The organism is Pseudonocardia kunmingensis (assembly GCF_006716445.1).
GTDB classification, from domain to species: Bacteria; Actinomycetota; Actinomycetes; order Mycobacteriales; family Pseudonocardiaceae; genus Pseudonocardia; species Pseudonocardia kunmingensis.
In genome coordinates, this window is the sequence record NZ_VFPA01000001.1 from 1276368 (window position 1) to 1300239 (window position 23872).

A 23872-nucleotide genomic window follows, 5' to 3' on the forward strand; every position below is an offset into this window, starting at 1 on the left:
TCGTCGCCCTGCCGCTCAATCGCGCAACGCGCTCAGGAGTCCGCGGAGCCGGTCGAGCGCGACGCCGGGCTCGTCCCAGAAGACCATGTGGCCCGCTCCCGGGACCTCTTCCAGCCTCGCCGCCGGGTTCGTGGCCGCCGCCTCCGCGGCGCCCTCGGCCGTCACCACCGGGCTGTCCCCGCCGTGCACGAGCACGGTGGGGGCGGGCACGTGCGGCCAGGTCGCGAAGAAGTCCTCGCTCTCGAACCCGGCGTGGGTGGCCGCGATCGCCTCGGCGTCGCAGCTGGACAGCCACCGGGCGCGGAGCTCCTGCTCGCGGCGCGGCCAGCGCGGCCACGACCGGGCCACCTCGTCGGCGTCGGTGCCCCGCCGCGCCTGCTCCAGCTGCCCGAGGAACGCCTCCAGCGTGGTCGGGTACGGGCCGCGGCCCGGCCCGCTCATCGGCGGGTCGACGAGCACCGTGCCCCGCAACGGGACGCCCCGGGCCGCCACGACCGCCGCGATCCGCGCGCCCATCGAGTGGCCGAGCAGCAGCGGGCGGTCGAGGCCGAGGCCGTCGAGCACGGCGACGGTGTCGTCGGCGTAGTCGTCGAGCGTGTAGGACTTGCCGGAGTCCGAGAGCCCCCGGCCCCGGACGTCCACGACGATCGGGCGCACCAGGTCCGTCAGCTCGCGCGCGACGAAGTCCATCGTGACCGCCGGGCTGGTGATCCCGGGCAGCACGACGAGCGGGACGCCGTCGCCGCCGTAGTCGAGGACGTGCAGGCGCAGGTCCCCCGACCGGGCCCAGCGCGACTGCGCGGGCACGTCGGCCAGGTCGGCCAGCGCCGCCTGGAGCACCGCCCTCATCGCGCCGCCTTCACGTAGGAAACGGCCTCGGTCACATCGATCACGTCTCCGTACTTCGCCTGGATGTCGAACAGATTGGCCTCGTGCGGGCTCTGCGCGCGGTCGCCCACGCACTCCCGCGGCACCAGCACCGAGAACCCGCTCTGCACCGCGTCCACGGCGGTGGCACGCACGCACCCGCTCGTCGTGGCGCCGCAGACGAGGACGGTGTCGACCCGCAGGCCGGCGAGCAGCGCGGCGAGCGTGGTGCCGAAGAAGGCCGAGGCGCCCTTCTTGGTGATCAGGTGGTCGCGCGGGTCGACCGGCAGCCGGTCGTCCACGGCGACGGCGCGGCTTCCCTCGCGCAGCGCCCGCATGCCGGGAGCCTTGGTCAGCCAGGTGACGTCGTCGCCGTCGGCCTCTGCCGGGGTGTAGGCGATCGTCGTGAACACCACCGGCACGCCCGCGGGCCGGCCGGCCTCGATCAGCTCGGCGGTCGCCGCGACGACGTCGGACAGGTCTGCACCCGTCGGGGCCGCGGGGTCGGTGAAGCCGTGCGTCAGGTCCACCACCACGATCGCGGGCCGCTGCCCGCGCCGCACCGGCGCACCGAAGCCCGCCCGCTCGTAGACCGCGTCCGTCATGCGCTCCTCCTGTCCAGCTGCTCCTGCAGCGCCGTGCGGCGCCGGGACGCGCAGTCGTCCACGGCCTCGACGATGGTCTGGTAGCCCGTGCACCGGCACAGGTTCGACGCCACCACCTCGCGGATCTCCTCCTTCGACGCGTCCGGGCGCTCGGCGAGGTAGCCCTCGGCGAGCATCAGGAAGCCCGGTGTGCAGAACCCGCACTGCAGTCCGTGGTGCGCCGAGAACGCCTGCTGCAGGTCCGAGAGCGTCCCGTCCGGTTCCGCGAGCGACTCGACCGTCCGGATGTCGGCGTCCTCCGCCTGCGCGGCGAACAGCAGGCACGCCCGCACCGGAGCGCCGTCGACGAGCACCGTGCACGCCCCGCAGATCCCGTGCTCGCAGCCCACGTGCGTGCCGGTGAGGCCGAGGTCGTGGCGCAGCACGTCCACGAGCGTGCGCCGGGGCTCGATCGCGAGGTCGTGCCGCTCGCCGTTGACGGTCAGCTCGATGAGCTGGATCTCAGACATGCGTTGCCTCCAGGGCCCGGTGCACGGACTCCCGCGCGATCGGGGTGTCGTCCAGCTCCACGCCGGTGGCGCGCAGCGCGTCGTTGACCGCGTTGAGCACGGCGGCGGGCGCGCCGATCGTGCCGCCCTCCCCCGCGCCCTTGGCGCCGTTCGCGGTGAACGCGCACGGCGTCTCCAGGTGGTGGATCGCGACGTCGGGGATCTCCGCGGCCGTGGGCACCTTGTACTCCATGAAGCTCGGCGCCTGCGGCTGCCCGGCGTCGTCGTAGGTGACCTGCTCGAACAGCGCGCCTGCGATCCCCTGCGCGATCCCGCCCCGGCACTGCCCCTCGACGATCTGCGGGTGGATCGCCACCCCGCAGTCCTCCACGCAGACGTAGCGCAGGATGTCCACGCCACCGGTCCCGGGATCCAGCTCGACGACGACGCCGTGGGTGGCGTTGGAGAACGTGCCGTCGCCGCCGACGTCGAAGCTCGCCGTGGCCGTCAGCCCCGGGCCGACGCCCTTGGGCAGGAGGTGGGAGCGCAGGTAGGCGACGTCGGCGAGCTCGGCGAACGACAACCTGCGGGAGCCGTCGCGCAGCCGTACGCCACCGGCGCCGTCGAGCTCGCAGGCGTCGACGTCGGCGTCGAGCAGGTGCGCCGCGATCTCCCGCAGCTGCTCGCCGAGCTTCTCCGAGGCCGCCGCGACCGCGCTGCCGCCGATCGTGATCGAGCGGCTGGCGAACGAGCCCCAGCCGTAGGTGATCCGGTCGGTGTCGCCCTGCACGATCTTGACGCGGGCGATGTCGAGGCCGAGCCGGTCGGCCACGATCTGCGCCATCGTCGTCTCGTGGCTCTGGCCGTGGCTCATCGTCCCGGTGGTGACGCTGACCGTGCCCGAGGTGTCCATCCGGATCTCCGAGATGTCGAAGCCGGGCACCACCTGCATCTTCCGCTGCGCGAACGCGCCCGATCCGTACCCGGTGCGCTCGGAGAAGCAGGCGTAGCCGATCCCGACCACTCGGCCTTCGGCGGCGCGCGCGTCGTACCAGCCCTCGTCGCGCAGCACCTGCTCGCAGAGGTCGAGCGACTCCCGGTAGGAGCCCGGGTCGTAGGTGATGCCGTTGACGCCGGTGTAGGGGAACACCGTGATCACGTTGCGGCGCCGGATCTCCACGGCGTCCATGCCCAGCTCGCGGGCGGCGCGCTCCATCAGCCGCTCCACGACCATGACGTATTGCGGGCGGCTCACCCCGCGGTACGGGGCCGTCGGCGCCTTGTTCGTGGTGACGGCGCGGCCGCGCACCCGGTAGGCCGGCACCCGGTAGACCGAGGGCATCTCGGCCGAGGCCATCAGAGGCTCGATGCCTGCGGTGAACGGGTAGCAGGAGTAGGCGCCCATGTCGCAGACGACGTCGGCGTCCAGGGCCAGGATGCGGCCCTCGGCGTCGAACGCGGCGCGCACGTCGTAGCGCTGCTCGCGGGCGAGGAACGCGGCCGTCAGCGCGTCGCGGCGGTCCTCGATCCACTTCACCGGGCGGCGCAGCCGCAGCGCGGCGGCCGCGGCGGCGATCTCCTCGCGGCCCACCACGCACTTCTGCCCGAACCCGCCGCCCATGTCCGGGACCGTGACGCGCACCTCCTTCTCGTCCAGCCCGACGCAGCGCGCGAGCACGGTCCGCACCTGGTGGGGCACCTGCGTGGCCGTCTGCACCTGGAGCTGCTCGTCGCGGTCGTCGAAGGAGGCGACGACGCCGCGGGTCTCCAGCGGCAGCGCGTTCTGGCGGCCGGTCTTGCTCCGCACCCGGACCACGCAGGGCGCCTCGGCGAACACGTCGTCGATGCCCTCGGTGGCGAACAGCGAGACGTCCACCAGCGTGTTGCGCGGGGCCTCGGCGTGCACCAGCGGGGCGTCGTCGGCCAGCGCCGCGGTGTCGGAGACGACAGGCTCCAGCTCCTCGTACTCGACGACCGCGGCCTCGAGACCGTCCTCGGCGGCGTACGGGTCGCGCGCCACGACGATCGCGACGGGCTCCCCGACGTAGCGGACGGTGTCGCGGGCGAGCACCGGCATGGCGGTGGGCACGAACTCGTGCGGCGGGCGGTCGAGCAGCGCGGTGATGTCGCGCAGGTCCAGGTCGGCCGCGGAGAAGGCGGCGACGACGCCGGGCACCGCCCGCACCTCGTCCAGGTCGACCGCGACGATCCGCCCGTGCGCCACCGGGCTGCGCACGAACTGCGCGTGCAGCATCCCGGGCAGCACGATGTCGTCGACGAACCGGCCGCGCCCGGCCAGCAACCGCGGGTCCTCCCGCCGCGGGACCGACGCCCCGATCCAGGCGCCGTCGCGGCGGAACCGAGGCTCGTTCATCCCTCTCCTCCCTGCTCATGATCAGCGTGTCGGCGCGTTCCCGGGTCGTTTCCGCCCGCGATCGCGCCGAACCGCTGATCATGCGGGCGGGCCGCCTCGGCGCAGGCCCGCGCGACGAGCGTCCGGACGAGCCCGCGCCGGTAGTGCGCGCTGATCCCCGGCTCGTCCCGGGCGTCGATCGCCTCCGCCGCGGCTGACGCCGCCCGTGAGTGGATACGAGTGCTGGAGCACTCGTCTCCACTCACGACCTCGGCCAGCACGGCCTCGGCCGCCGGGACGCGCAGCGGCACCGGGGCGACGCCGCCGAGCACCACGCGCGCGGCGTCCAGGTCCACGGCCGCGGCCACGATCGCGAAGTCACCGCGCCGCTCGGCGTACTCGGTGAGCGCCGCGCGGGGCGCCGGCCGCGGGAAGACCACCTCGACGATCAGCTCGTCCGGCTCGAGCGCGGTGGTGAACACGCCCTGGAAGAACTCCTCGGCCGCGATGCTCCGCCGCCCCGCCGGTCCCTCCACCACGACCTGCGCGTCGAGCAGCACCGCGAGCAGGCACCACTCGGCGGTGGCGTCGGCGTGCGCGATGCTGCCGCCCACCGTGCCGCGGGTGCGGATCGGCAGGTGCCCCACCCACGCCATCGCCTCGGACAGGACCCGGAAGCCCGGGCCGAGGTCGGCGGTCTCGACGGCGTGGTGGGTGACGAGCGCGCCGAGCCGCAGCGCGCCCGAGTCGCGGGTGATCGCGTCGAGACCGGGGATCCGGCCGATGTCGATCAGGTGCTCGGGGCGGGCGAGGCGGAAGTTCATCATCGCGACCAGGCTCTGGCCGCCCGCGATGACCTTCGCGTCGTCCCCCAGCTCGGCGAGGAGCCCCACCGCGCCCGGGACCGTCCGGGCGCGGTGGTAGGTGAACGCGGCGGGCTTCATGGGCTCAGCCTCGGACAGCCGTGTCGTCCGGCGCCACCAGGACGGGCTTCTCCGGGGTGACGATGTGGTCGAGCTCGCGGCCCCGCGTCTCCGGCGCCGCGACCGCCATGAAGATCACGGCGCCGAGCACGACCACACCCATGAGCGCGAACGTCAACGGCAGGCCGAGCACCGGCCACAGGAGGCTGCCGAAGATCAGCGGGACGAAGCCGGTGACCGCGCGGCTCGACGACGACGCCCAGCCGAAGCCGCTGGCCCGCAGCTCCGTCGGGTAGAGCTCGGAGACGTAGGCGTACATCACCGGGATCACCACCAGCGAGAAGAACCCGAAGACCGCGATCATCACGATGGCCGCGGTGGGCGAGCCGAGGACGAGCGAGAACACCAGCAGTGACGCGGCCGACAGGAGCGCGGCGACCCCGATGACCCACTTGCGGCCGACCACCTCGACCAGCAGCACCGCCGTGACCACGCCGAGGATACCGACCGCGTTCATCACGGTCGTGCTGCCGAACGCGGCCACCTCACCCATGCCCTGCGCCCGCAGGATCGACGGCATCCAGGCCAGCGCGGCGTAGTACACGACCATCACGGAGATGAACAGCGACCAGGCGACGCCGGTGACCTTCGGGTTGAACGCCCACACCATCCGCAGCTGCTCCAGCCCCGCGGCGAGCCCCCGCTTGCGGGACGCGGCAGCGGCCGGGACCACGACGGGGATCTCGTAGGGCTCGGGCGTGGCACCCGTGCGCATCACCATGTCGTCGATGACGGCCCGGGCCTCGGGCTCCCGGCCCATCCGGGCGAGGTAGAGCGGCGACTCCGGCACGCCGCGCCGCACCCAGAACAGCAGTAGGGCGGGCAGCACCATCAGCGCGAGCATCCAGCGCCAGTTGCCGCTGACCGGGACGAGCAGGGTGGCGCTCAGTCCGGCGAACGTCGTGCCGATCGGCCACCAGCCGTCCATCGCCGCGAGCACCCGGCCGCGTTGCTTGCGCGGGGAGAACTCGCTGACGATCGCGTAGTCCACCGGGATGCAGCCACCGAGGCCGACGCCCGCGAGGAAGCGCAGCACGAGGAAGATCTCCCAGCTCGGCGACAGCGCGCCCAGCACGGAGAACAACGCGAAGATCATCAGCGTCAGGCTGAAGGCCTTCTTGCGGCCCACCCGGTCGGCGATGGTGCCCCAGGCGACCGCCCCGACGGCCATGCCGACGAGGTTGGCGGTCGCGACGAGCCCACGTTCACCGGTGGAGAGGTCGAACTCGGTGCCGAGCAGCGGCGTCAGGAAGCCGTTGAGGGCGACGTCCCAGGCGTCGAACATGTAGCCGAGCCCGCCGATGATGAAGATCTTGCCTTGGACGCCCCACTTCCACGGGAGGTCCTGGACGACCTGGTCGCCGGTACGCATACGGTGCTCCTTCGCGGAGGGGGGATCAGCGCACGAACGGGTAGGAGAAGGACTCGAGGTCGGCGTCGTCGCGCGGGGTGCCGCGCCACAGCCAGTCGTAGGACACGTCGGACTCACCGCTGAACTCCCGCAACAGCCGGTCGCGTTCCCGCTGCTCGGGGCCGTCGGGCAGGTGGTAGAAGCGCATGTTCTCCAAGGACGCGTCCTGGACCATGCCGGCGTGGGTGGCGCGGCGCGCCACGTACCGGGTGAGCGCGCCCGCGATGCCGTCCCGGGTCACCGCGCCCAGCTCCTCGGCGAGGACGGCCGCGTCCTCCATCGCCTGGGACGCGCCCTGGGCCTGGTAGGGCAGCATCGCGTGGCAGGCGTCGCCGAGCAGCGCGACGTGCCCGTCCACCCACACCGGGTCGCGGTGGCGGCGGAACATCGCCCACTTCGACGCGTCGCCTTCGGCCTTGGACAGCATCGACGCGACGCGGTCGTCCCAGCCGCGGAACGCGTCGACCATCTCGTCGGCGGTCGCCGGTCCGGTCCAGGTCTGCTCGACGTCGAGGGTGTTCGGGACGATCGCGACGACGTTGAGGTACTCCCCGCCGCGGATCAGGTAGTGCACGAGGTGCCGGTCCGGGCCGTACCAGATCGTGGAGTGGAACCGGTCGAGCAGGAAGCGGGTCGCGGGGTCGGCCGCGATCTTGTCGCCGGGGATGAGGGCCCGGTAGGCCATCTCGCCGGAGAAGACGAGTGTGTCGGGCAGTCCCATCGCGTCGCGGACCGCCGAGCGGATCCCGTCGGCGCCGACCAGCACGTCGCCGCCGAAGCGCCGGCCGTCGGTGGTGATCACGACCGGTCGGGCGGGATCGGCGACGTCGATGTCGATGACCTGCGCCCCGGTGTGCACCTCGACCACCGGGCCGGGGCCGTCGGGGTCGAGGCAGGCGTCGAGCAGCACCTTGTGCAGGTCGGCCCGGTGGTAGTGCCAGTACGGGGCGTCGAACTCCCGCTTGACGCGGTCGCCGAGCGGGAGGGTGGCGATGATGCTGCCGTCCTCCCAGCGTCGGCGCACCTGGTCCTGCGGCTCGGTGTGGATGGCCTCGAGCCTGCGGCGCAGGCCGAGCCCGAGCAGGACCCGGCTGGCGTTGGGCGCGGTCTGGATCCCCGCTCCCACCTCGCCGAGCTGGGGGGCCTGTTCCAGCACGGTGGTGCGCAGCCCTCGCCGGCGCAGCGCGAGCGCGGTGGTGAGGCCACCGAGACCGCCGCCGGCGATGGTGACCGCAAAGGACTGGCTGGCCGGCACTGTTCCTCCCAGGGCGTCGTCGAGCGGGATCAGCTGTCCACTGTGGACAGAAGGCATCGGGCGGTACGCCGCGATCCCCGCTCGTCGCGGGCACCGGTCGCGGCGCCCGGCGGAGATAATCCGAACACTGACGATCCCGGAGCGCAAGGGGTTCCGCAAGCTGTAACGCGTCAGAAACCCGCCGGACCCGCGCCGATCAGTCGTCGACGAGGCTCTCCCAGTGCTCCGTGAGCACCGTCAACCTGCGCAGCAGCGCCTCCTGCTCCGCGCCGTCGTAGCCCTGCATGAGCAGCCGGTCGAGGTCGCGGGCGCGCCGATCGGTCTCCCGCAGCGTCGTCTCACCCTCGGCCGTCAGGCGCAGCAGCCGCTTGCGGCCGTCCTCCGCGGGCCGCTCCCGGACGATCAGCCCGCGGTCCTCCAGTCGACGCACGATGCTCGCCATCGTCGAGCGGTCGAGCGCCACCGACGAGGCGAGCGACCCCTGCTCGGCACCCGGGAAGGCGTCGACGGCGGTGAGCACCGCGAACTGCGGACCGGTCAGCACCGGATCGACCAGGCGGACCCAGGCGGCGGTGTAGGCCTGGTGGAGCCTGCGCGCGACGTAGCCGGGGGCGGCGAGCAGCGCGGACGGCGCGGGCAGGCCCTTCGAGGGGTCGATCCCTGCACGTCCCGCCGGTCCCCCACTCGCCACGGCACCCATCTCACCACGCCGGGGCGTCACCAGCGGCGTCCGGTGCGTCACGCGCCGGAAACACGCTCCCCCTTGACCGGAGCGGACGAACGAGGGATCGTCAGTGTTCGGACTATCTCCCCCGGACTCCCTGGAGGGACCCCTGTGGACCAGAACCTGTTCAACGAGATCTGCCTGCAGCAGCTGACGCTCTCGGGCGTGCACGAGGGCGAGACCGTCGCGGTGCTGACCCGCGGCGGTGACCGCGGCGAGTACGCCGACGCGTTCCTGTGGGCGGTGCAGAAGCTGGGCGCGCAGGGCTTCCACCTGCGCCTGCCCGCACCCGCGAGCGCCTCGGGCGCGTGGGCGGTCGGCGACTCCGGCCTGGCCGACAACCGCCTCGCGGTGGAGGCGCTCAAGTCCGTGGACATGGTGGTGGACTGCACCTTCCTGCTGTTCAGCCCCGAGCAGTTCGAGATCCAGGCCGCCGGCACCCGCATCCTCACCGCGGTCGAACCCGCCCCGCTGCTGGCCCGCCTGATGCCCACCCGCGAGCTGCGCGAGCGGGTCGAGATCGGCGCCGAGCTGCTGGCCAAGGCCCAGACCATGCGGATCACCAGCCCGCACGGCACCGACGTCACCTACCGGCTCGGGGTCTACCCGACCATGTCCGAGTACGGCTACACCGACCAGCCCGGGCGCTGGGACCACTGGCCCGCCGCGTTCGTGTTCACCGGCGGCGCCGACGACGGCGTCGACGGCAAGATCGTCCTCGCCCCCGGCGACGTGCTGCTGCCGTTCAACACCTACGTCCAGACCCCGGTCGAGATCACCATCGAGGCCGGGTTCATCCGCGACATCCGCGGCGGCGCCGGCTCCTCCGGCCTGGACGCCGACCTGCTCTCCTCCTACATCCGCAGCTTCGACGACCCCCGCGGCTACGGCATGTCCCACGTCGGCTGGGGCCTCGACGAGCGCGCTCACTGGCACGGGCTGACCCAGTTCGGCGGCGGCATGGGCATGGAGCTGCGCAGCTTCTACGGCAACGTGATGTTCTCCATCGGCCCGAACAACGAGCTCGGCGGCCCCAACGACACCGCCTGCCACTTCGACATCCCGATGCGCGGCAACTCCCTCTACCTCGACGACGAGCTCATCGTCGACAACGGCGAGCTGACCGTCCCCGAGATGCGCCCGGCGGCCCGGCGATGACCGACCACCACATCGGGATGATCGTCCCGTCGTCGAACCTGACGATGGAGACCGAACTGCCCCGCATGCTGCACGCCCGCGAGCAGACCCACCCGGGCGACCGGTTCGTGTTCCACTCCGCCCGCGCCCGGATGCAGCACGTCACCCCCGAACAGCTGCGGGCGATGAACGCCCAGGCCGAACGGGCCGCGACCGAGCTGGCCGACGCCCGCCCCGACGTCGTGGCCACCGCCTGCCTCGTGGCGATCATGGCCCAGGGACCGGGCTACCACTGCACCGCCGAGGACACCATCACCGCCGCCCTGCGCGCCGAGGGCGCCCAGGCCCCGGTCGTGTCCTCCGCGGGGGCGCTGCTCTCGGGCATCGCCGCGCTCGGGGCCCGGAAGGTCTCGATCATCACCCCGTACCTGAAGCCGCTCACCCAGCTGGTGGTCGACTACCTCGAGGACGCGGGCGTCGAGGTCGTCGACGCCCTGTCCCTGGAGGTGCCCGACAACCTCGCCGTCGCCCGCCTCGACCCCGCCGACCTGCGCCGGCACTGGCGCAAGCTCGACCTCACCGGCGCGGACGCGCTCGTGCTGTCCGCGTGCGTGCAGATGCCCTCGCTGGACGCGATCCAGGCGGTGGAGGACGAGGCCGGCATCCCGGTCCTGTCCGCGGCGACGGCCACCACGCACCGGATCCTCACCGAACTCGGGCTGGAACCGCACGTCCCGGGAGCAGGCCGGCTGCTCGCGGCCCGGCAGGGGTAACGCCTCGACGCCACCGGGGCCGGGAGCGCCGACGCCCGGCACGTGATCGGCCCGAGACGCACACCAGCGCTGCCTCGACGACCCTGGGGTGCGGCTCGGCCCGATCACCGGGCGTTGATCGCGGCGAACCGCACACCACGGTGGCGCGCCCCGCGCTGGCGTACGGCTCGCGACGATCTCGGGTCGCACGGAGACGCCGCCGTCCACAACCGGTGTCGCGTGGAGCAGGAGGTCGAGCCGCTCCTCCTCCAACAGCACGGTCGCCACGCTGCCAGCTCGTCGAGCGGCTCGTCTCCCGGACTGAACACACCTTGATGAGCTCAGAACGGTGTCGCGATCGGGTTGATCAGGTCCGCGACCAGCAGGATCGCACTCCACCCGATGAACGCTAGCGCCACCACGTACGCGACCGGCAGCAGTTTGGCCGCGTCCACCGGCCCGGGATCGGGCTTGCCGCGCAGTCGGGCGATCCGCTTCTTCACGGCCTCCCACAGGGCCGGGAAGATCTGACCGCCGTCCAGCGGCGGGAGCGGCAGCAGGTTGAACAGGAACAGCGAGATGTTCACCAGTGCCAGGAGGTTGATCAGGAACAGGATCTCCTGCGTCGCGGTGAAGCCCGCCGACAGGTACTCCCCGCCGATCCGCGACACCCCCACGATGCCGACCGGCCCGTCCTGGTCGCGTTCCGCGCCGAGGAAGGCCGAACCGAACAGGTTCGGCAGCCGCTCGGGCAGGTTGATGATCGCCTGCCCGGTACGGACCACGACGTCGCCGACCTGCGCGACCACGACTCCCGGCCCCTGCGGCACGAAGATCGGCACCGGCGTGACCCCGAGGAAGCTCGCCTCGACAATGCGGCTCGGTTCGTCGAGATCACGGGCCTCGGTACGGATCAAGGTCGGGGTGAGGTCGAGCCGCTGGCCGTCACGTTCCACCGTGATCGTGACCGTGCCGGACGCCGCCCGGATGGCTTCCTGCAGGCCGCGCCAGTCGTTCTCGACCACCGGCGCACCGTTGAACGCGACGATCTCGTCACCGGGCTGGATGCCTGCCGCGGCGGCCGGCGTCGGGGGCGCGTCCGCGGGGCACTCGTTGGTCGCCGGGGCCGATGCCGGCAATACGCACTGGCTGACCTGCGAGATCGTCGTGGTGTTCTGCGTACCGTCCGCGCCGCCGGCCACCCCGATCCCCATGATCGCGATCGCGAACAGCACGACCGCCAGGATCAGGTTCTGGAACGGCCCCGCCGCCATCACGACGATCCGCTTCCACGGCGCCCGGGTGTAGAACTGCCGGTCGGCGTCCTGCGGCAGGACGTCCTGGGCCGACTGCTGCCGGGCGTCGTCGATCAGCCCCTGGAACGGGCCGGTGCGGCGGCTGCGGCCCAGGGTCTCGCCCTTGGCCGGCGGCAACATGCCGATCATGCGGATGTAGCCGCCGAGCGGGATGGCCTTGACGCCGAACTCGGTCTCGCCGACCTTGCGCGACCAGACCGTCTTGCCGAAGCCGACGAAGAACTCCGGGACCTTGATCCCGAACTTCTTGGCCGCGAGGTAGTGGCCGAGCTCGTGCCAGGCCACGGAAACCATGATCCCGACGAAGAGCAGCAGGATGCCGAGTACGAACATCATGAGAGGGACGCCCTCCTCGACGCCGCGAGCTCGCCTGCCCGCGCCCTCGCCCATTCCTCGGCAGCCAGCACGTCGGCAACGGTAGCGGGGTCGCCCGTCCAGCCGTCGGCGGCGTCGAGCACCCGCTCCAGCAGGTCGCAGATGCCGAGGAACGGCAGGTCGCCTGCCACGAACGCGGCCACCGCCTCCTCGTTGGCCGCGTTGAACACCGCCGGCACGCAGCCGCCCGCGGCACCGGCCGCCCGCGCCAGGCGCACGCCGGGCAGGGCGTCGTCGTCGAGCGGCTCGAACGTCCACGCCTGGCTGGTGTCCCAGCGGCACGGACGGGCGACGCCGGGCAGCCGGTCGGGCCAGGCCAGGCCCAGCGCGATCGGCAGCTTCATGTCCGGCGGGCTGGCCTGCGCCAGCGTGGAGCCGTCGACGAAGGTGACCATCGAGTGCACGATCGACTGCGGGTGCACCGCCACGTCGATCTTCTCGTACGGCACGCCGAACAGCAGGTGGGCCTCGATGAGCTCGAGGCCCTTGTTCACCAGGGTCGCCGAGTTGATCGTGACGACCGGGCCCATGTCCCACGTCGGGTGGGCGAGGGCCTCGGCCACGGTGACACCGGCCAGCTCCGCGCGCTCCCGCCCGCGGAACGGCCCGCCGGACGCGGTGAGCACCAGCCGGTCCACCTCCTCGGCCCGGCCGCCGCGCAGGCACTGGGCCAGGGCGGAGTGCTCGGAGTCGACCGGCACGACCTGCCCGGGCGCCGCCGCGCCCGTGACGAGCGCGCCACCGGCCACCAGGGACTCCTTGTTGGCCAGCGCGAGGGTGGCGCCGGACGCGAGCGCGGCGAGCGTCGGGCCGAGCCCGACCGAGCCGGTGATCGCGTTGAGCACCGTGTGGACGTCGGCGGTGGCGGTGAGCTCGGTGGCGGCGTCCGGGCCGGCCAGCACCTCGACGCCGGGCAGGCGCTCGCGAAGCTCGGCGGCGACCTCGGCGCTCGCGACGGCGACCCGCGGCACGCGGTGCTCGCCGACCTGCCGGACCAGCAGGTCGGTGTCGCGGCCGCCGGCCGCCAGGCCTGCGACCGTGAAGCGGTCCGGGTGGGCGGCGACGACGTCGAGGGCCTGGGTCCCCACCGAGCCGGTGGAGCCCAGGACGAGGACGGAACGTGTGCTCATCGCCGTCCATCATCCTCGTCGCCGCGTTGTGCGAGGATGAGGCCCACATCCGGTCGATCAGGAGGATTCGGTGGCGAGGAACACCCGAGAGCTGGCGCAGCGTCCCGCTGTCGATCCGCGCGACGAGCCGTCGGCGGAGTGGGGCTGGCACGGCAGCTTCCCCCGCGGTTCGGTGATCGCCGGGTGGGTCGTCGTCGTGATCCTGCTGCTGTTCAACTTCACGAACAACAACCTCGTCAACAACACCGCGAACGTCTGGCTCACCGGGCTCGCGATCCTGATGGCGATCGGGCTGGTCATGCACTCGGCCCGCAAGCGCACCGCCTGGCGGCGCTGAGTCCGCCATGGCGGGTTCCGCCGTCGAGCTGGAGGTCGGCGACCGCGTCGTCCGGCTGAGCAGCCCCGACCGGGTGTACTTCCCGGCGCGCGGGGAGACCAAGCTCGACCTGGCGCGGTACTACCTCGCGGTCTCCGACGGCATCGTGCGCGCCCTGCGCGACCGCCCGTGCATGCTGCACCGCTTCCCCACCGGCGTCACCGGGGAGAAGGTGCACCAGAAGCGGCTGCCCAAGGGCGCGCCCGACTGGGTGCAGACCGTGCGCATCCACTTCCCCCGCTGGAACCGCACCGCCGACGAGCTGTGCGTCCAGCACCCGGCCGACGTCGTCTGGGCGGTGCAGATGTCCACCGTCGAGTTCCACCCGTGGAACTCCCGGCGGGCCGACACCGAGAAGCCCGACGAGTGGCGCATCGACATCGACCCGATGCCCGAGGCCGGCTACGCCGACGTCCGGCGCGTCGCCCACGTCGCCCACGAGGTGCTCGACGAGCTCGGCGCCACCGGCTGGCCGAAGACGTCCGGCGGCAAGGGCATGCACATCTACGTGCGGATCCCGCCCGACCACGGCTTCGCCGACGTCCGGCGCGCCGCGCACGCCTTCGCCCGCGAGGTGGGCCGCCGCTGCGACCTGGTCGACCTGACGTGGTGGCGCAAGGACCGCGACCCGAAGTCGATCTTCGTGGACTACAACCAGAACGCCCGCGACCACACGATCCGCAGCGCCTACTCCGTGCGGGGGGTGCCCGAGGCGATCGTCTCCACCCCCATCCGCTGGGACGAGGTCGACGACGCCGACCCGCGCGACTTCACCATCGCCACCGTCCCCGCCCGCTTCGCCGAGCTCGGCGACCTGCACGCCGGCATCGACGAGCACGTGTTCCTGATCGACGAGCTGCTCGAGTGGGCCGACCGCGACGCCCGCGAGGGCGCCGAGAGCCCGCCCGACGCCGAGGAAGCCCAGGACCTCGACGCCTGAGCGCGCCTCGGAGCACCGCCGCACACACCCTGGCGAGGCCGCACACAGCGCCGACCGTGTGTGCGGCCGGGCTCCGGTGTGTGCGGTCGCGCCTCAGCCGCCGGGCGGCCCGGCTTCCGGGCCGCGGGCGTCGCGCAGTCCGGCGGCCGCGCGCAGGCGGGCGTACTCGGCGGTCATCGCGGGCAGCTGCCAGTGGGCGTTGAGGCCGCTCGGGTTGGGCAGCGCCCACACCGCGGTGTCGCCCCACCGCTCCCCCTGCGGCCCGACGGCGGCACGGGGCGCGCGGAACGCGGTCCGGTACGCCGTCACCCCCACGACCGCCAGCCAGGCAGGCCGGCGCGCCGCCACCAGACCGCGCAGCCGCTGCCCGCCCGCCACCAGCTCGGCCGGCGTCAGCTCGTCGGCGCGGGCCGTCGCGCGGGGTGCCATGTTCGTGATGCCCAGCCCGAGGCCGCGCAGCTCCCCCTGCTCGGCGGGCCGCAGCAGCCGGGGCGTGAACCCGGCGCCGTGCAGGGCGGGCCAGAACCGGTTGCCCGGGCGGGCGAAGTGGTGCCCGGTCACCGCGGACACGAGGCCGGGGTTGATGCCGCAGAACAGCACGCGCAGCGGTGGGTCGCCGGAGCCCGGCAGCACGTCGTCGAGGAGGCGGTCGCGGGCGGCCTCCAGCTCGGCTCGGGTGAAGCGGGGCACGCCCTCATGCTCTCGTGACCACGGTCGACGTCGACCCCACGGGTCTCCCGGGCGTCCACCAGACCCATGGCGTCCACGGCAATGGCGTCGATCAGCTCGAGAGCCTCCGCCGCGGGTCCGGTCCCGCTCACGCGGCCACCGCGATCAGCCCCACCGCCGCGCCCGCGAGCCCCAGCCCGGCCGTCTGCGCCGCCGTGAGCCGCTCGCGCAGCACCGTGAGGCCGAGCAGCACCGGCACCACCGGGTAGAGCGCGGTCAGCACCACCGCCACGGCGAGCAGCTGCTGCCGCGTGGCGAGGGTGTAGCAGGCGATCGCGAGGGTGCCGACCGCCCCGCTGGCCACGGCCGCGAGCGCGAGCCGCCGCGGCATCCGCAGCGAGGCGCGGGCGGCGCGCAGCACCGGCAGGATCGTGACGACCGACGCGACGCGGCTCGCGACGAGCGGCCAGAGCCCTGCGGCCGGGTCCACCGGCACGAGCGCGACGAACTGCAGCGCGAACCCCAGCCCGGACACCAGGCCGTCCGCGCTCCCGGCGGCCGTCGGACGGCCGCACCCGACCCGGGTGATCAACCAGAGCGCGGGCGCCGCGGCGGCGATCCCCAGCCACGCGAGCACCGAGGGCCGCTCCCCCAGGAGCGTCACACCGACGAGTACCGGCAGCACGACGCCGCCGACATCGCTGAGCGGCACCACCACCGAGAGCTGCCCGGTGCCCATCCCGCGGAACAGGAACGCGATGCCGATCCCGGTGCCGACGCCGGACAGCGCGCCCCAGCCGAGCGCGCCCGCCGTCACCGCGGGTGCCGGCACGAGCAGTGCCGCCACCAGGATCAGCGCGGTCCCGCCGAGCTGCGCCACGAGCGCGACGGCGGCGCTGTGCACGCGGCGGGCGAGCAGCGCGCTGACGAAGTCGGTGATCCCGAAGCAGAGCGCCGCGCCGAGCGCGAGCGCCTCACCCATCGTCCACACCCCGCTCGTCGTCGCGCTCGGCCTGCCCCACCGGGCAGATCGCGCCCGCCTCGGTGCACGTGGGCCGGTCGCACAGCCGGCACACCCGCTCCGAGCTGCCGACCTCGCCGTAGACGGCCCCCAGCAGGCGCTCCAGCACGGCGGCGAGCGACTCCTGCTCGGCGGGCGTGAGGGTGCCGACGAGCGCGGTGAGCCGGCCGCCGCGCGCGTCCAGCAGGTCCGCCGACGCCGCGCGCCCGGCGTCGGTGGGGTGCACGGCCACCCACCTGCCCAGCGTCGGGCGGCGCTCGACGAGCCCGCGTGCTTCCAGCGCGTCGACCATCCGTGCGGCGGCGGACTGCGTCAGCCCGACCCGGCGCCCCAGCTCGGTGACGCTGATCCCCGGATCCGCGCCCAGCACGACGAGGGCCGCCGCGCCGCTCCCGCTGGTGCCGGCGGCCGCGGTGGCCCCGGCCAGGACGAGGTCGGTGACGGCCAGCGCGGCCGCTCCGAGCAGGTTCGCGGTCCTGCGTTCGTCATGCATGACTCATGCATAACACGGACCACCTGACAGCGCAGCCCGGAACGAGCAGACTGGCCCTCGTGCGCCTCCCCGTCATGCCGCCCGTCGCGCCGATGCTGGCCAAGCCGATCGCGAACATCCCGGCGGGCCAGATGTACGAGCCGAAGTGGGACGGCTTCCGCTCGATCGTCTTCCGCGACGGCGACGAGGTCGAGATCGGCAGCCGCAACGAGCGCCCGATGACCCGGTACTTCCCCGAGGTCGTGGACGCGATCAGGGCGAACTTCCCGGACCGCGCGGTCGTCGACGGGGAGATCGTGGTCGCCGACACCGCCCGCAACACCCTCGACTTCGACGCCCTGCAGCAGCGCATCCACCCCGCCGCGAGCCGCGTGACACTGCTGTCCGAGCAGACGCCGGCGAGCTTCATCGCCTTCGACCTGCTCGCCCTCGGCGACGACGACCTCACCGAGCGGCCCCTCGAGGAGCGCCGTGCGCTGCTGGAGGAGGCGTTCGGGAACGTCGCGCCGCCGATCCACCTCACGCCGGTCACCCGCGACCTCGACACGGCACGGCGGTGGTTCGAGCAGTTCGAGGGCGCCGGGCTGGACGGGCTCATCGCCAAGAAGCTCGACCTGCGCTACCAGCCCGACAAGCGCGTCATGAGCAAGATCAAGCACGAGCGCACGGCCGACTGCGTGGTGGCCGGCTACCGGGTGCACAAGTCCGGCCCGGACGCCCTCGGCTCGCTGCTGCTGGGCCTCTACGACGACCGCGGGGTGCTGAACTCGATCGGCGTCGTCGGCGCGTTCCCGATGGCCACCCGCCGCGCCCTGCTCACCGAGCTGCAGCCGCTGGTCACCACGTTCGAGGGCCACCCGTGGGACTGGGCCGCCCACATGCAGGGCGAGCGGACCCCGCGCAAGAACGAGACGAGCCGCTGGAACGCGGGCAAGGACCTGTCGTTCGTGCCGCTGCGCCCGGAGCGCGTGGTCGAGGTCCGCTACGACTACATGGAGGGCGACCGGTTCCGCCACACCGCGCAGTTCGTGCGCTGGCGCCCGGACCGCGAGCCGGCGTCCTGCACGTACGAGCAGCTGGAGCGGCCGGTGGAGTTCGACCTGGCCGACGTGCTCACGGCGGCGACCCGCACCTGACCCGGCGCGCCGGGGCCGCTGTGGCGGGTCCTACGGTGTCGAGGGGCCCTCGGCACCGGCCAGCCTGCTCGCCCGGGCACGCAGGTAGCGCTGCTCGGGCCGGCTCGCGGTCCGGCGGGCGGCAGCCTCGAACGCCGTCCGCGCGGCCTCGCGGTCGCCGTGGAGCTCCAGCAGGTGGGCCCGCACGGCGTGCAGGCGGTGGTGCCCGGCGAGCTTGCGGTCGCGTTCGAGCTCCTCCAGCAGGTCGAGGCCGGCGCGCGGGCCACGCACCATCGCCACCGCGACCGCGCGGTTGAGCTGCGGCACCGGGCCGGGCTCGAACCGGACGAGCAGGTCGTACAGCGCGAGGATCTGCGCCCAGTCGGTGTTCTCGGCGCGGTCGGCCTCGCTGTGCACGGCCGCGATCGCCGCCTGGATCTGGTACGGGCCGATCGGCGTCCGGTTCAACACGTCGGTGAGCAGGGCCGTGCCCTCGCTGATCGCCGCCCGGTCCCACCGGCCGCGGTCCTGCTCGGCGAGCGGGACGACGCTGCCGTCGTCCCGGGTCCGCGCGGCCCGCCGGGCCTCCGTGAGCAGCATCAGAGCCAGGAGCCCGGCCACCTCGCCGTCGTCGGGCAGGAGGCGCCGCACCTGGCGGGCGAGTCGGATGGCCTCGCCGGTCAGCTCGCCGCGGTGCACGTCCGGGCCCGACGTCGCGAGGTAGCCCTCGTTGAAGACGAGGTAGAGCACGTGCAGCACCGCGCCCAGCCGCTGCGGGCGCTCGGCGGGCGCGGGCGGCGCGAACCGGCCGCCCGCAGCCTTGATCTGCTGTTTCGCCCGGCTGATGCGCTGCGCCATCGTGGCCTCCGGCGTGAGGAAGGCACGGGCGATCTCGGCGGTCGTGAGCCCGCCGACGGCGCGCAGCGTCAGGGCGACCTGGGACGGTGGCGACAGCGTCGGGTGGCAGCACAGGAACAGCAGGGTGAGGGCGTCGTCGGCGGCGGGCCGTACGGCGTCCGCGGCCGGCGACACCCGCGCCTCGGACGGGAGCCGCGCGGCGTCGATCTCCTCGCGCCGCCGCCGGGCCGCGTCGCTGCGCAGCTGGTCGGTGAGCCGGCGCGCGGCCACCGTGATCAACCAGCCGCGGGGGCTCTCCGGGACGCCGTTCTCACCCCACTGCACCGCGGCCGCGAGCAGCGCTTCCTGGACGGCGTCCTCGCACGCGTCGAAGCGACCGTGGTGGCGCACGAGCGCCGCGAGCACCTGCGGCGCGAGCTCACGCAGCAGGGCGCCGACGTCGTCGCCCACCACGACGGCCCTCAGAACCCGCGGCCGGCGACGTCGACGGCCTCCCGGATCTCGACCCGGTCCCACCGGGCGTCCGGGATCCGGGCGGCGATCTCGGCCGCCCGGTCGGGGCTCGCGCACTCCACCAGGTAGTAGCCCACGAGGTGCTCCTTGGCCTCCGCGTACGGGCCGTCGGTGCTGACGACCCCGTCGCGCACCCGGACCGTACGGGCCGTGCCTGCGTCCTCCAGCGCGGCCGACAGCACGAGCTCCCCGGAACGCAGCAGGTCGGCGTCGATCGCCGCGTGCTCCGCGCCGGCCCGCCCGCCGAGCGCCTCCTGCTCGGCAGGCGTCAGCGCGTCCCAGTTCGCCGGGTTGCGCCAGATCATCAGCATGAACTTCACGGGTCTCCCCTCCCGATGTCGAGGACGCCGCAGCGGCTCCGATGTCCCCGCGTCACCGAACCGGAACGAGGAGCCTCCCATGACCACCACCACCGCATCGACACCCTCGAACGGGTCCCGGCTGCGGTCCCGCCTGCTCCCCCTGCACATCGCCGTGTTCCTGCAGGGGTTCGCCTTCTGGGTGCCGGTGGAGAAGCTGTTCATGAACGAGATCGGCTTCACCGCCGCGAGCATCGGCCTGATGGCCGCGGCCTACGCAGCGGTCGTGCCGCTGCTCGAGGTGCCCTCCGGGATCCTCGCCGACCGGTGGAGCCGGCGCGGTGTGCTCGTGGTGTCCAGCGCGGCGCTCACGGTGAGCGCGCTGTTCGGCGGGCTCAGCCACGACGTGCCCACCTACGTCCTGAGCGCACTCGTGCTCGGCGTGTTCTTCGCGATGAGCTCCGGCACGCTGGACTCCGTCGTCTACGACACCGTGCTCGAGGAGACCGGCGACAGCGCGGCGTTCGAGCGGCAGCTCGGGCACTCCCGCCTTGTGAACAGCGCCGCGATGGTCCTCAGCTCGCTGCTGGGCGGCGGGCTGGCCGCGCTGCTGGGCACGCGCGCCACCTACCTGCTGACCGTGCCGGTCGCGGTCCTGTCGATCGTCGCGCTGCTGCGGTTCACCGAACCGACGCTGCACCGGCCCGCCGAGCCGACCCCGCTGCGCGCGCACCTCGCGCTCACCTACCGGGCGCTCGCCCGGCGCGGGCGGCTGCTGCCGATCGTCACCCTGTCGGTGCTCGCCGGGCTGGTCCTGCAGGTGGTCCTCGAGTTCGGGCCGCTGTGGCTGGTGGCGCTGGCCGCGCCGGCCGCGCTGTACGGGCCGTACTGGGCGGGCGTCGTCTCCGCGCTGGGGCTCGGTGGGCTGGTCGCAGGCCGCTTCCCCCTCGGACGGCCGCGCGCCGCGGCGGTGGCCGCCGCGCTGATGGTGCTGGCCGGCGTCGCGCTGAGCACCAGCAGCCACGTCGTCGTCGTGGCGGTCGCGCAGGTGCTGCTCGCCCTGCTGGTCGTGGCCGCGGGCATCCACGTGGCGCGGCTGCTGCACGACGCCGTGCCGTCCACCGTGCGGGCCGGGGTCGCGTCCGGCGTCAGCACGCTCACCTGGCTCGTGTTCCTGCCGGTCGCGCTGGGCATCGGGCTGCTCACCGAGCAGCAGGGCGTGCACGCGTCCGGCTTCCTGGTCACCGCGTTCGCGGCGGCGAGCGGTGGCCTGCTCGTCGCGACGGCGCTGCGCGGTGGCGCCGCTCAGACCTGCGACGCCGCCAGCTGACCGCACGCCGCCGCGATCTCGCGGCCGCGGGTGTCGCGCACGGTGCAGGCGACGCCCGCGGCCTGCACGCGCGCGACGAACTCGTCCTGCACCCGCCGCGGCGAGGCGTCCCACTGGCTACCCGGTGTGGGGTTGAGCGGGATGAGGTTGACGTGCACGCGCGCGGTGCCGACGTGCTGCCGCAGCAGCTTCCCGAGCAGGTCGGCCCGCCACGGGTGGTCGTTGACGTCGCGGATGAGCGCGTACTCGATCGACACCCGCCGCCCGGTGGTCTTCGCGTAGCGCCGGGCCGCGTCCAGCACCTCGCCGACCTTCCAGCGGTTGTTCACCGGCACGAGCGTGTCGCGCAGCTCGTCGTCGGGGGTGTGCAGCGACACCGCGAGCGTGACCGGCAGCCCCTCCGCGGCGAGCCGGTCGATCGCCGGCACCAGCCCGACCGTCGAGACGGTGACGCCGCGCGCGGAGATCCCGAGCCCGTCCGGCGACGGCGACGTGATCCGCCGGACGGCCGCGACCACGCGCTTGTAGTTGGCGAGCGGCTCGCCCATGCCCATGAACACGACGTTGGACAGCCGCGTGGGCGCGCCGAGCGCGCCGTCCCGGGCCGCGGCGGCCGCCTGCCGGACCTGCTCCACGATCTCGCCGGTGGACAGGTTGCGCTGCAGCCCGCCCTGCCCGGTGGCGCAGAACGGGCAGGCCATCCCGCAGCCGGCCTGGCTGGACACGCAGACCGTGGCGCGGTCCGGGTAGCCCATCAGCACCGACTCGGCGCGGGTGCCGTCGTGGCCCTTCCACAGCGTCTTGCGGGTGGTGCCGTCGTCGCACTCCTGCTCGAGCACCGGGGTGACCAGCGGCGGCAGCAGCTCGCGCAGCGTGTCGCGCGCCGCCGCGGGCAGGTCGGTCATCGCGTCGACGTCGGCGGTGAACCGGCCGTAGTAGTGGCGGGCGAGCTGGTCGGCGCGGAACCCGGGCAGGCCGAGCTCGCCGATCGCGGCCCGGCGGTCGGCCGGGTCGAGATCGGCGAGGTGGCGCGGCGGCTGGGCGCGCCGCGGCGCGTCGAACACGAGCGGGAGGGAAGTCATGACCCCCCGATTGTGCCAGGTCGCGCCGACTCCCCCCGACGCCGCAGCACGTAGCCCAGCACGGCCAGCCCCAGCGCCGGCCCCCACACCGGGAACGGGAACACCAGCAGCGCCCACAGCTCACCGGAGCGGATGGATATCAGCGCCATCGGCACCGCCGCCACGGTGAACAGCGCCGCCACGAACGTGCCGGGCACGACGGCCGCCGCGAGCGGGACCCGCCGTCCCCGCACCACCGGCATCCAGCGCGGCCACACCTCGCCCCACCGGGCCACGAGCCCCGTCGTCAGCACCGCTCCCGCCAGCGCGGCACCCCCGAGGAGCAGGCCGTGCAACCGCATCTCGGGATGGGCGGCCAGCTCCGCGGCGTCCACGCCCACCGGCCACGGGGTGAGCCAGGTCAGCCGGTGCAGGCCGTAGGGCAGGGCGCAGGCCGCCGCGACGACCACCGCGGCCCTCCCCCAGCGCGCCGCCGCCTCCGGGCGGGTCCACCCCGGTGCCGGGTCGCCGCCCCGCTGCACCGCCCGGACGCCGAGCGCGGCCCACACCAGGGCGCCGACCAGGAAGAACAGCATGATCGCGGGCGGCACGGTCTTCTCCAGGGTGCCGGTGACGACCACCCAGTAGCGGCCCAGCACCCCGGCGTCGGCGATCCCCGTGCTCCACGCGAGCACACCCACCAGCACGAACACCGCGACGGCCGCCGGTCCGCCGCGCCACCGCCACGCACCGGCGAGCACCGTGGCGAACAGCACGGGCGGCCCGAGCATCGCCATCGCGTAGCCGGTGAGCGTCAGCGGCGCCACCCCCGGCACCGCGAGCCCGAACACCACCACCCACACGGCAGCGATCACCACGACCGCACCGCGCGCCCGGCCCTTCCCGGCGAGCGCGGCGCCCCCCAGCCCGACGAGCCCGGCCCCGACGAGCACCGGCGGCACGGCGGCCGCGGGGACGACGTCGAGCAGCGTTCCCCTCGGCTCCCCCGCGACCGGCGCGAACGGGTAGCTACCCGGCCGCAGCCACCACCACAGGCCGAGCGCGATCGTGAGCGCGGACCATGCGGCGGCGAGGACCGCTCGGCCGGCGACGCCCCTCCGGGTGTCGCCCCAGTTCGTGATCTCCATGCCGGGAACGATCCGCCGATCTCGGCGCATGATCCTCCCGGTGCCGGGGGAAGCTCCTCCCCCGGCGGGGGGACGAGGGCCGGGCGGCGGTCAGCGGCGGACCCGGTGGTGCGCCTCGGCCAGCAGCCCGGTGCGGTGCGCGCTCGTCAGCCAGAACAGCGCGCCCGCGACGAGCCCGACGACGCCCTGCGGGTACAGCTTCCCCGCCGAGTCGAGCGCGAGCAGCGCCCCCGCCGCCCCGAGCACCATCAGCGCGCCCCCGAGCGCGACCAGCGACCGCTCGTCCAGCTGCGACGACAGCATCAGCACCGCGATTCCCACGACGGCGGCCACCACCGGCACCGTGAGCTCCCCCCACGACAGGCTGGAGAGCACCGTTCCGGTGACCGCGACCAGCGCCGCGGTGATGCCCAGCAACCGCAGGAACCGGCCCCGGCCGCGGTGCGGGAGGGGCTCGACCGCTCCGTGCCTGCTGCGCAGGGCCATCACCAGCACGGCGGTCAGCCCGAGGCCCGCGGCCAGCACGACGGTGCCGGGGCCGCCGTCGAGCGCGGCCGCACCGACCGTCCACCACGCCGCGCCGACGATCGGCTCGAGGTAGGGCACCCGGGTCGCACGCATGCTCCCCACGGTAGCGAGGAGCGGCTCGCCGG

General features: G+C 73.9%; 24 protein-coding genes. 6 read left to right on the plus strand and 18 right to left on the minus strand.

The window, feature by feature from the left end; all coding sequences use genetic code 11:
* Positions 1–15: 15 nt before the first annotated feature.
* From FB558_RS06100 to FB558_RS06135, 8 genes are all read right to left on the minus strand, one after another.
* The gene (locus FB558_RS06100) at positions 16–849 is read right to left on the minus strand and encodes an alpha/beta fold hydrolase (RefSeq protein ID WP_142048931.1); all 834 of its coding nucleotides are present in this window, start codon (positions 847–849) and stop codon (positions 16–18) included.
* A complete protein-coding gene (locus FB558_RS06105) occupies positions 846–1472 on the minus strand; it encodes an isochorismatase family protein (protein ID WP_142048933.1) in 627 nt (208 codons plus the stop codon). The genes FB558_RS06100 and FB558_RS06105 overlap by 4 nt, the downstream gene beginning before the upstream one ends.
* Positions 1469–1981: a (2Fe-2S)-binding protein gene (locus FB558_RS06110; RefSeq protein ID WP_142048935.1), complete on the minus strand. Its 513-nt coding sequence runs from the start codon at positions 1979–1981 to the stop codon at positions 1469–1471. Before FB558_RS06110 ends, FB558_RS06105 begins: the two co-directional genes overlap by 4 nt.
* Positions 1974–4334 carry a xanthine dehydrogenase family protein molybdopterin-binding subunit gene (locus FB558_RS06115; RefSeq protein ID WP_142048937.1) on the minus strand — a complete coding sequence of 787 codons (2361 nt, stop codon included), beginning with the start codon at positions 4332–4334 and terminating at the stop codon, positions 1974–1976. Before FB558_RS06115 ends, FB558_RS06110 begins: the two co-directional genes overlap by 8 nt.
* Positions 4331–5257: an FAD binding domain-containing protein gene (locus tag FB558_RS06120; RefSeq protein WP_142048939.1), complete on the minus strand. Its 927-nt coding sequence runs from the start codon at positions 5255–5257 to the stop codon at positions 4331–4333. The genes FB558_RS06115 and FB558_RS06120 overlap by 4 nt, the downstream gene beginning before the upstream one ends.
* A gap of 4 nt (positions 5258–5261) precedes the next feature.
* Positions 5262–6668 (minus strand): MFS transporter, encoded by a 1407-nt coding sequence (locus tag FB558_RS06125; protein ID WP_142048941.1) that lies wholly within the window; start codon positions 6666–6668, stop codon positions 5262–5264.
* A gap of 25 nt (positions 6669–6693) precedes the next feature.
* Positions 6694–7962 carry an FAD-dependent monooxygenase gene (locus FB558_RS06130; RefSeq protein WP_142053759.1) on the minus strand — a complete coding sequence of 423 codons (1269 nt, stop codon included), beginning with the start codon at positions 7960–7962 and terminating at the stop codon, positions 6694–6696.
* Positions 7963–8158: 196 nt separating this feature from the next.
* Positions 8159–8704, minus strand: a complete 546-nt coding sequence (locus FB558_RS06135; RefSeq protein WP_246106271.1) for a MarR family winged helix-turn-helix transcriptional regulator — start codon at positions 8702–8704, stop codon at positions 8159–8161.
* Positions 8705–8797: 93 nt separating this feature from the next.
* On the opposite strand from FB558_RS06135, the gene FB558_RS06140 reads away from it, so the two are divergent.
* Both FB558_RS06140 and FB558_RS06145 read left to right on the plus strand, forming a co-directional pair.
* Complete coding sequence (locus FB558_RS06140; RefSeq protein WP_142048943.1) at positions 8798–9844, plus strand: 2,5-dihydroxypyridine 5,6-dioxygenase NicX family protein; 1047 nt, start codon at positions 8798–8800, stop codon at positions 9842–9844.
* On the plus strand, positions 9841–10596 hold the full coding sequence (locus tag FB558_RS06145; protein ID WP_142048945.1) for a maleate cis-trans isomerase family protein: 756 nt from the start codon (positions 9841–9843) through the stop codon (positions 10594–10596). Before FB558_RS06140 ends, FB558_RS06145 begins: the two co-directional genes overlap by 4 nt.
* 320 nt (positions 10597–10916) lie before the next feature.
* On the opposite strand, the gene FB558_RS06150 is transcribed toward FB558_RS06145, so the two are convergent.
* Positions 10917–12227 carry a M50 family metallopeptidase gene (locus FB558_RS06150; RefSeq protein WP_142048947.1) on the minus strand — a complete coding sequence of 437 codons (1311 nt, stop codon included), beginning with the start codon at positions 12225–12227 and terminating at the stop codon, positions 10917–10919.
* Complete coding sequence (gene dxr / locus FB558_RS06155; protein WP_142048949.1) at positions 12224–13396, minus strand: 1-deoxy-D-xylulose-5-phosphate reductoisomerase; 1173 nt, start codon at positions 13394–13396, stop codon at positions 12224–12226. The genes FB558_RS06150 and dxr overlap by 4 nt, the downstream gene beginning before the upstream one ends.
* Before the next feature lie 70 nt (positions 13397–13466).
* Here dxr and FB558_RS06160 point away from each other — a divergent pair, with 70 nt between their 5' ends.
* Positions 13467–13733: a DUF2631 domain-containing protein gene (locus FB558_RS06160; RefSeq protein ID WP_142048951.1), complete on the plus strand. Its 267-nt coding sequence runs from the start codon at positions 13467–13469 to the stop codon at positions 13731–13733.
* Between the two features lie 7 nt (positions 13734–13740).
* Positions 13741–14712, plus strand: coding sequence for a DNA polymerase domain-containing protein (locus tag FB558_RS06165; protein ID WP_142048953.1), 972 nt, complete (start codon positions 13741–13743; stop codon positions 14710–14712).
* Between the two features lie 93 nt (positions 14713–14805).
* Here FB558_RS06165 and mug read toward each other — a convergent pair whose 3' ends face one another.
* From mug to FB558_RS06180, 3 genes are all read right to left on the minus strand, one after another.
* Positions 14806–15402, minus strand: a complete 597-nt coding sequence (gene mug / locus FB558_RS06170; protein WP_142048955.1) for a G/U mismatch-specific DNA glycosylase — start codon at positions 15400–15402, stop codon at positions 14806–14808.
* Between the two features lie 127 nt (positions 15403–15529).
* Positions 15530–16363 carry a DMT family transporter gene (locus FB558_RS06175; protein ID WP_142048957.1) on the minus strand — a complete coding sequence of 278 codons (834 nt, stop codon included), beginning with the start codon at positions 16361–16363 and terminating at the stop codon, positions 15530–15532.
* The gene (locus FB558_RS06180) at positions 16356–16895 is read right to left on the minus strand and encodes a MarR family winged helix-turn-helix transcriptional regulator (protein ID WP_142048958.1); all 540 of its coding nucleotides are present in this window, start codon (positions 16893–16895) and stop codon (positions 16356–16358) included. The genes FB558_RS06175 and FB558_RS06180 overlap by 8 nt, the downstream gene beginning before the upstream one ends.
* Before the next feature lie 59 nt (positions 16896–16954).
* On the opposite strand from FB558_RS06180, the gene FB558_RS06185 reads away from it, so the two are divergent.
* A complete protein-coding gene (locus FB558_RS06185; protein WP_142048960.1) occupies positions 16955–18031 on the plus strand; it encodes an ATP-dependent DNA ligase in 1077 nt (358 codons plus the stop codon).
* A gap of 30 nt (positions 18032–18061) precedes the next feature.
* On the opposite strand, the gene FB558_RS06190 is transcribed toward FB558_RS06185, so the two are convergent.
* Entirely contained in the window at positions 18062–19318 is a 1257-nt protein-coding gene (locus FB558_RS06190; protein ID WP_142048962.1) for an RNA polymerase sigma factor, read from the minus strand.
* A gap of 11 nt (positions 19319–19329) precedes the next feature.
* On the minus strand, positions 19330–19692 hold the full coding sequence (locus FB558_RS06195; protein ID WP_342787350.1) for a YciI family protein: 363 nt from the start codon (positions 19690–19692) through the stop codon (positions 19330–19332).
* Positions 19693–19780: 88 nt separating this feature from the next.
* On the opposite strand from FB558_RS06195, the gene FB558_RS06200 reads away from it, so the two are divergent.
* Positions 19781–21010: an MFS transporter gene (locus tag FB558_RS06200; RefSeq protein ID WP_170231201.1), complete on the plus strand. Its 1230-nt coding sequence runs from the start codon at positions 19781–19783 to the stop codon at positions 21008–21010.
* Here FB558_RS06200 and rlmN read toward each other — a convergent pair.
* The 3 genes from rlmN to FB558_RS06215 form a co-directional block, all read right to left on the minus strand.
* Positions 20986–22092 carry a dual-specificity RNA methyltransferase RlmN gene (gene rlmN / locus FB558_RS06205; RefSeq protein WP_142048968.1) on the minus strand — a complete coding sequence of 369 codons (1107 nt, stop codon included), beginning with the start codon at positions 22090–22092 and terminating at the stop codon, positions 20986–20988. The genes FB558_RS06200 and rlmN overlap by 25 nt on opposite strands.
* Complete coding sequence (locus FB558_RS06210) at positions 22089–23219, minus strand: hypothetical protein (RefSeq protein WP_142048970.1); 1131 nt, start codon at positions 23217–23219, stop codon at positions 22089–22091. The genes rlmN and FB558_RS06210 overlap by 4 nt, the downstream gene beginning before the upstream one ends.
* A gap of 90 nt (positions 23220–23309) precedes the next feature.
* Positions 23310–23840, minus strand: coding sequence for a hypothetical protein (locus FB558_RS06215; RefSeq protein ID WP_142048972.1), 531 nt, complete (start codon positions 23838–23840; stop codon positions 23310–23312).
* Positions 23841–23872 lie beyond the last annotated feature (32 nt).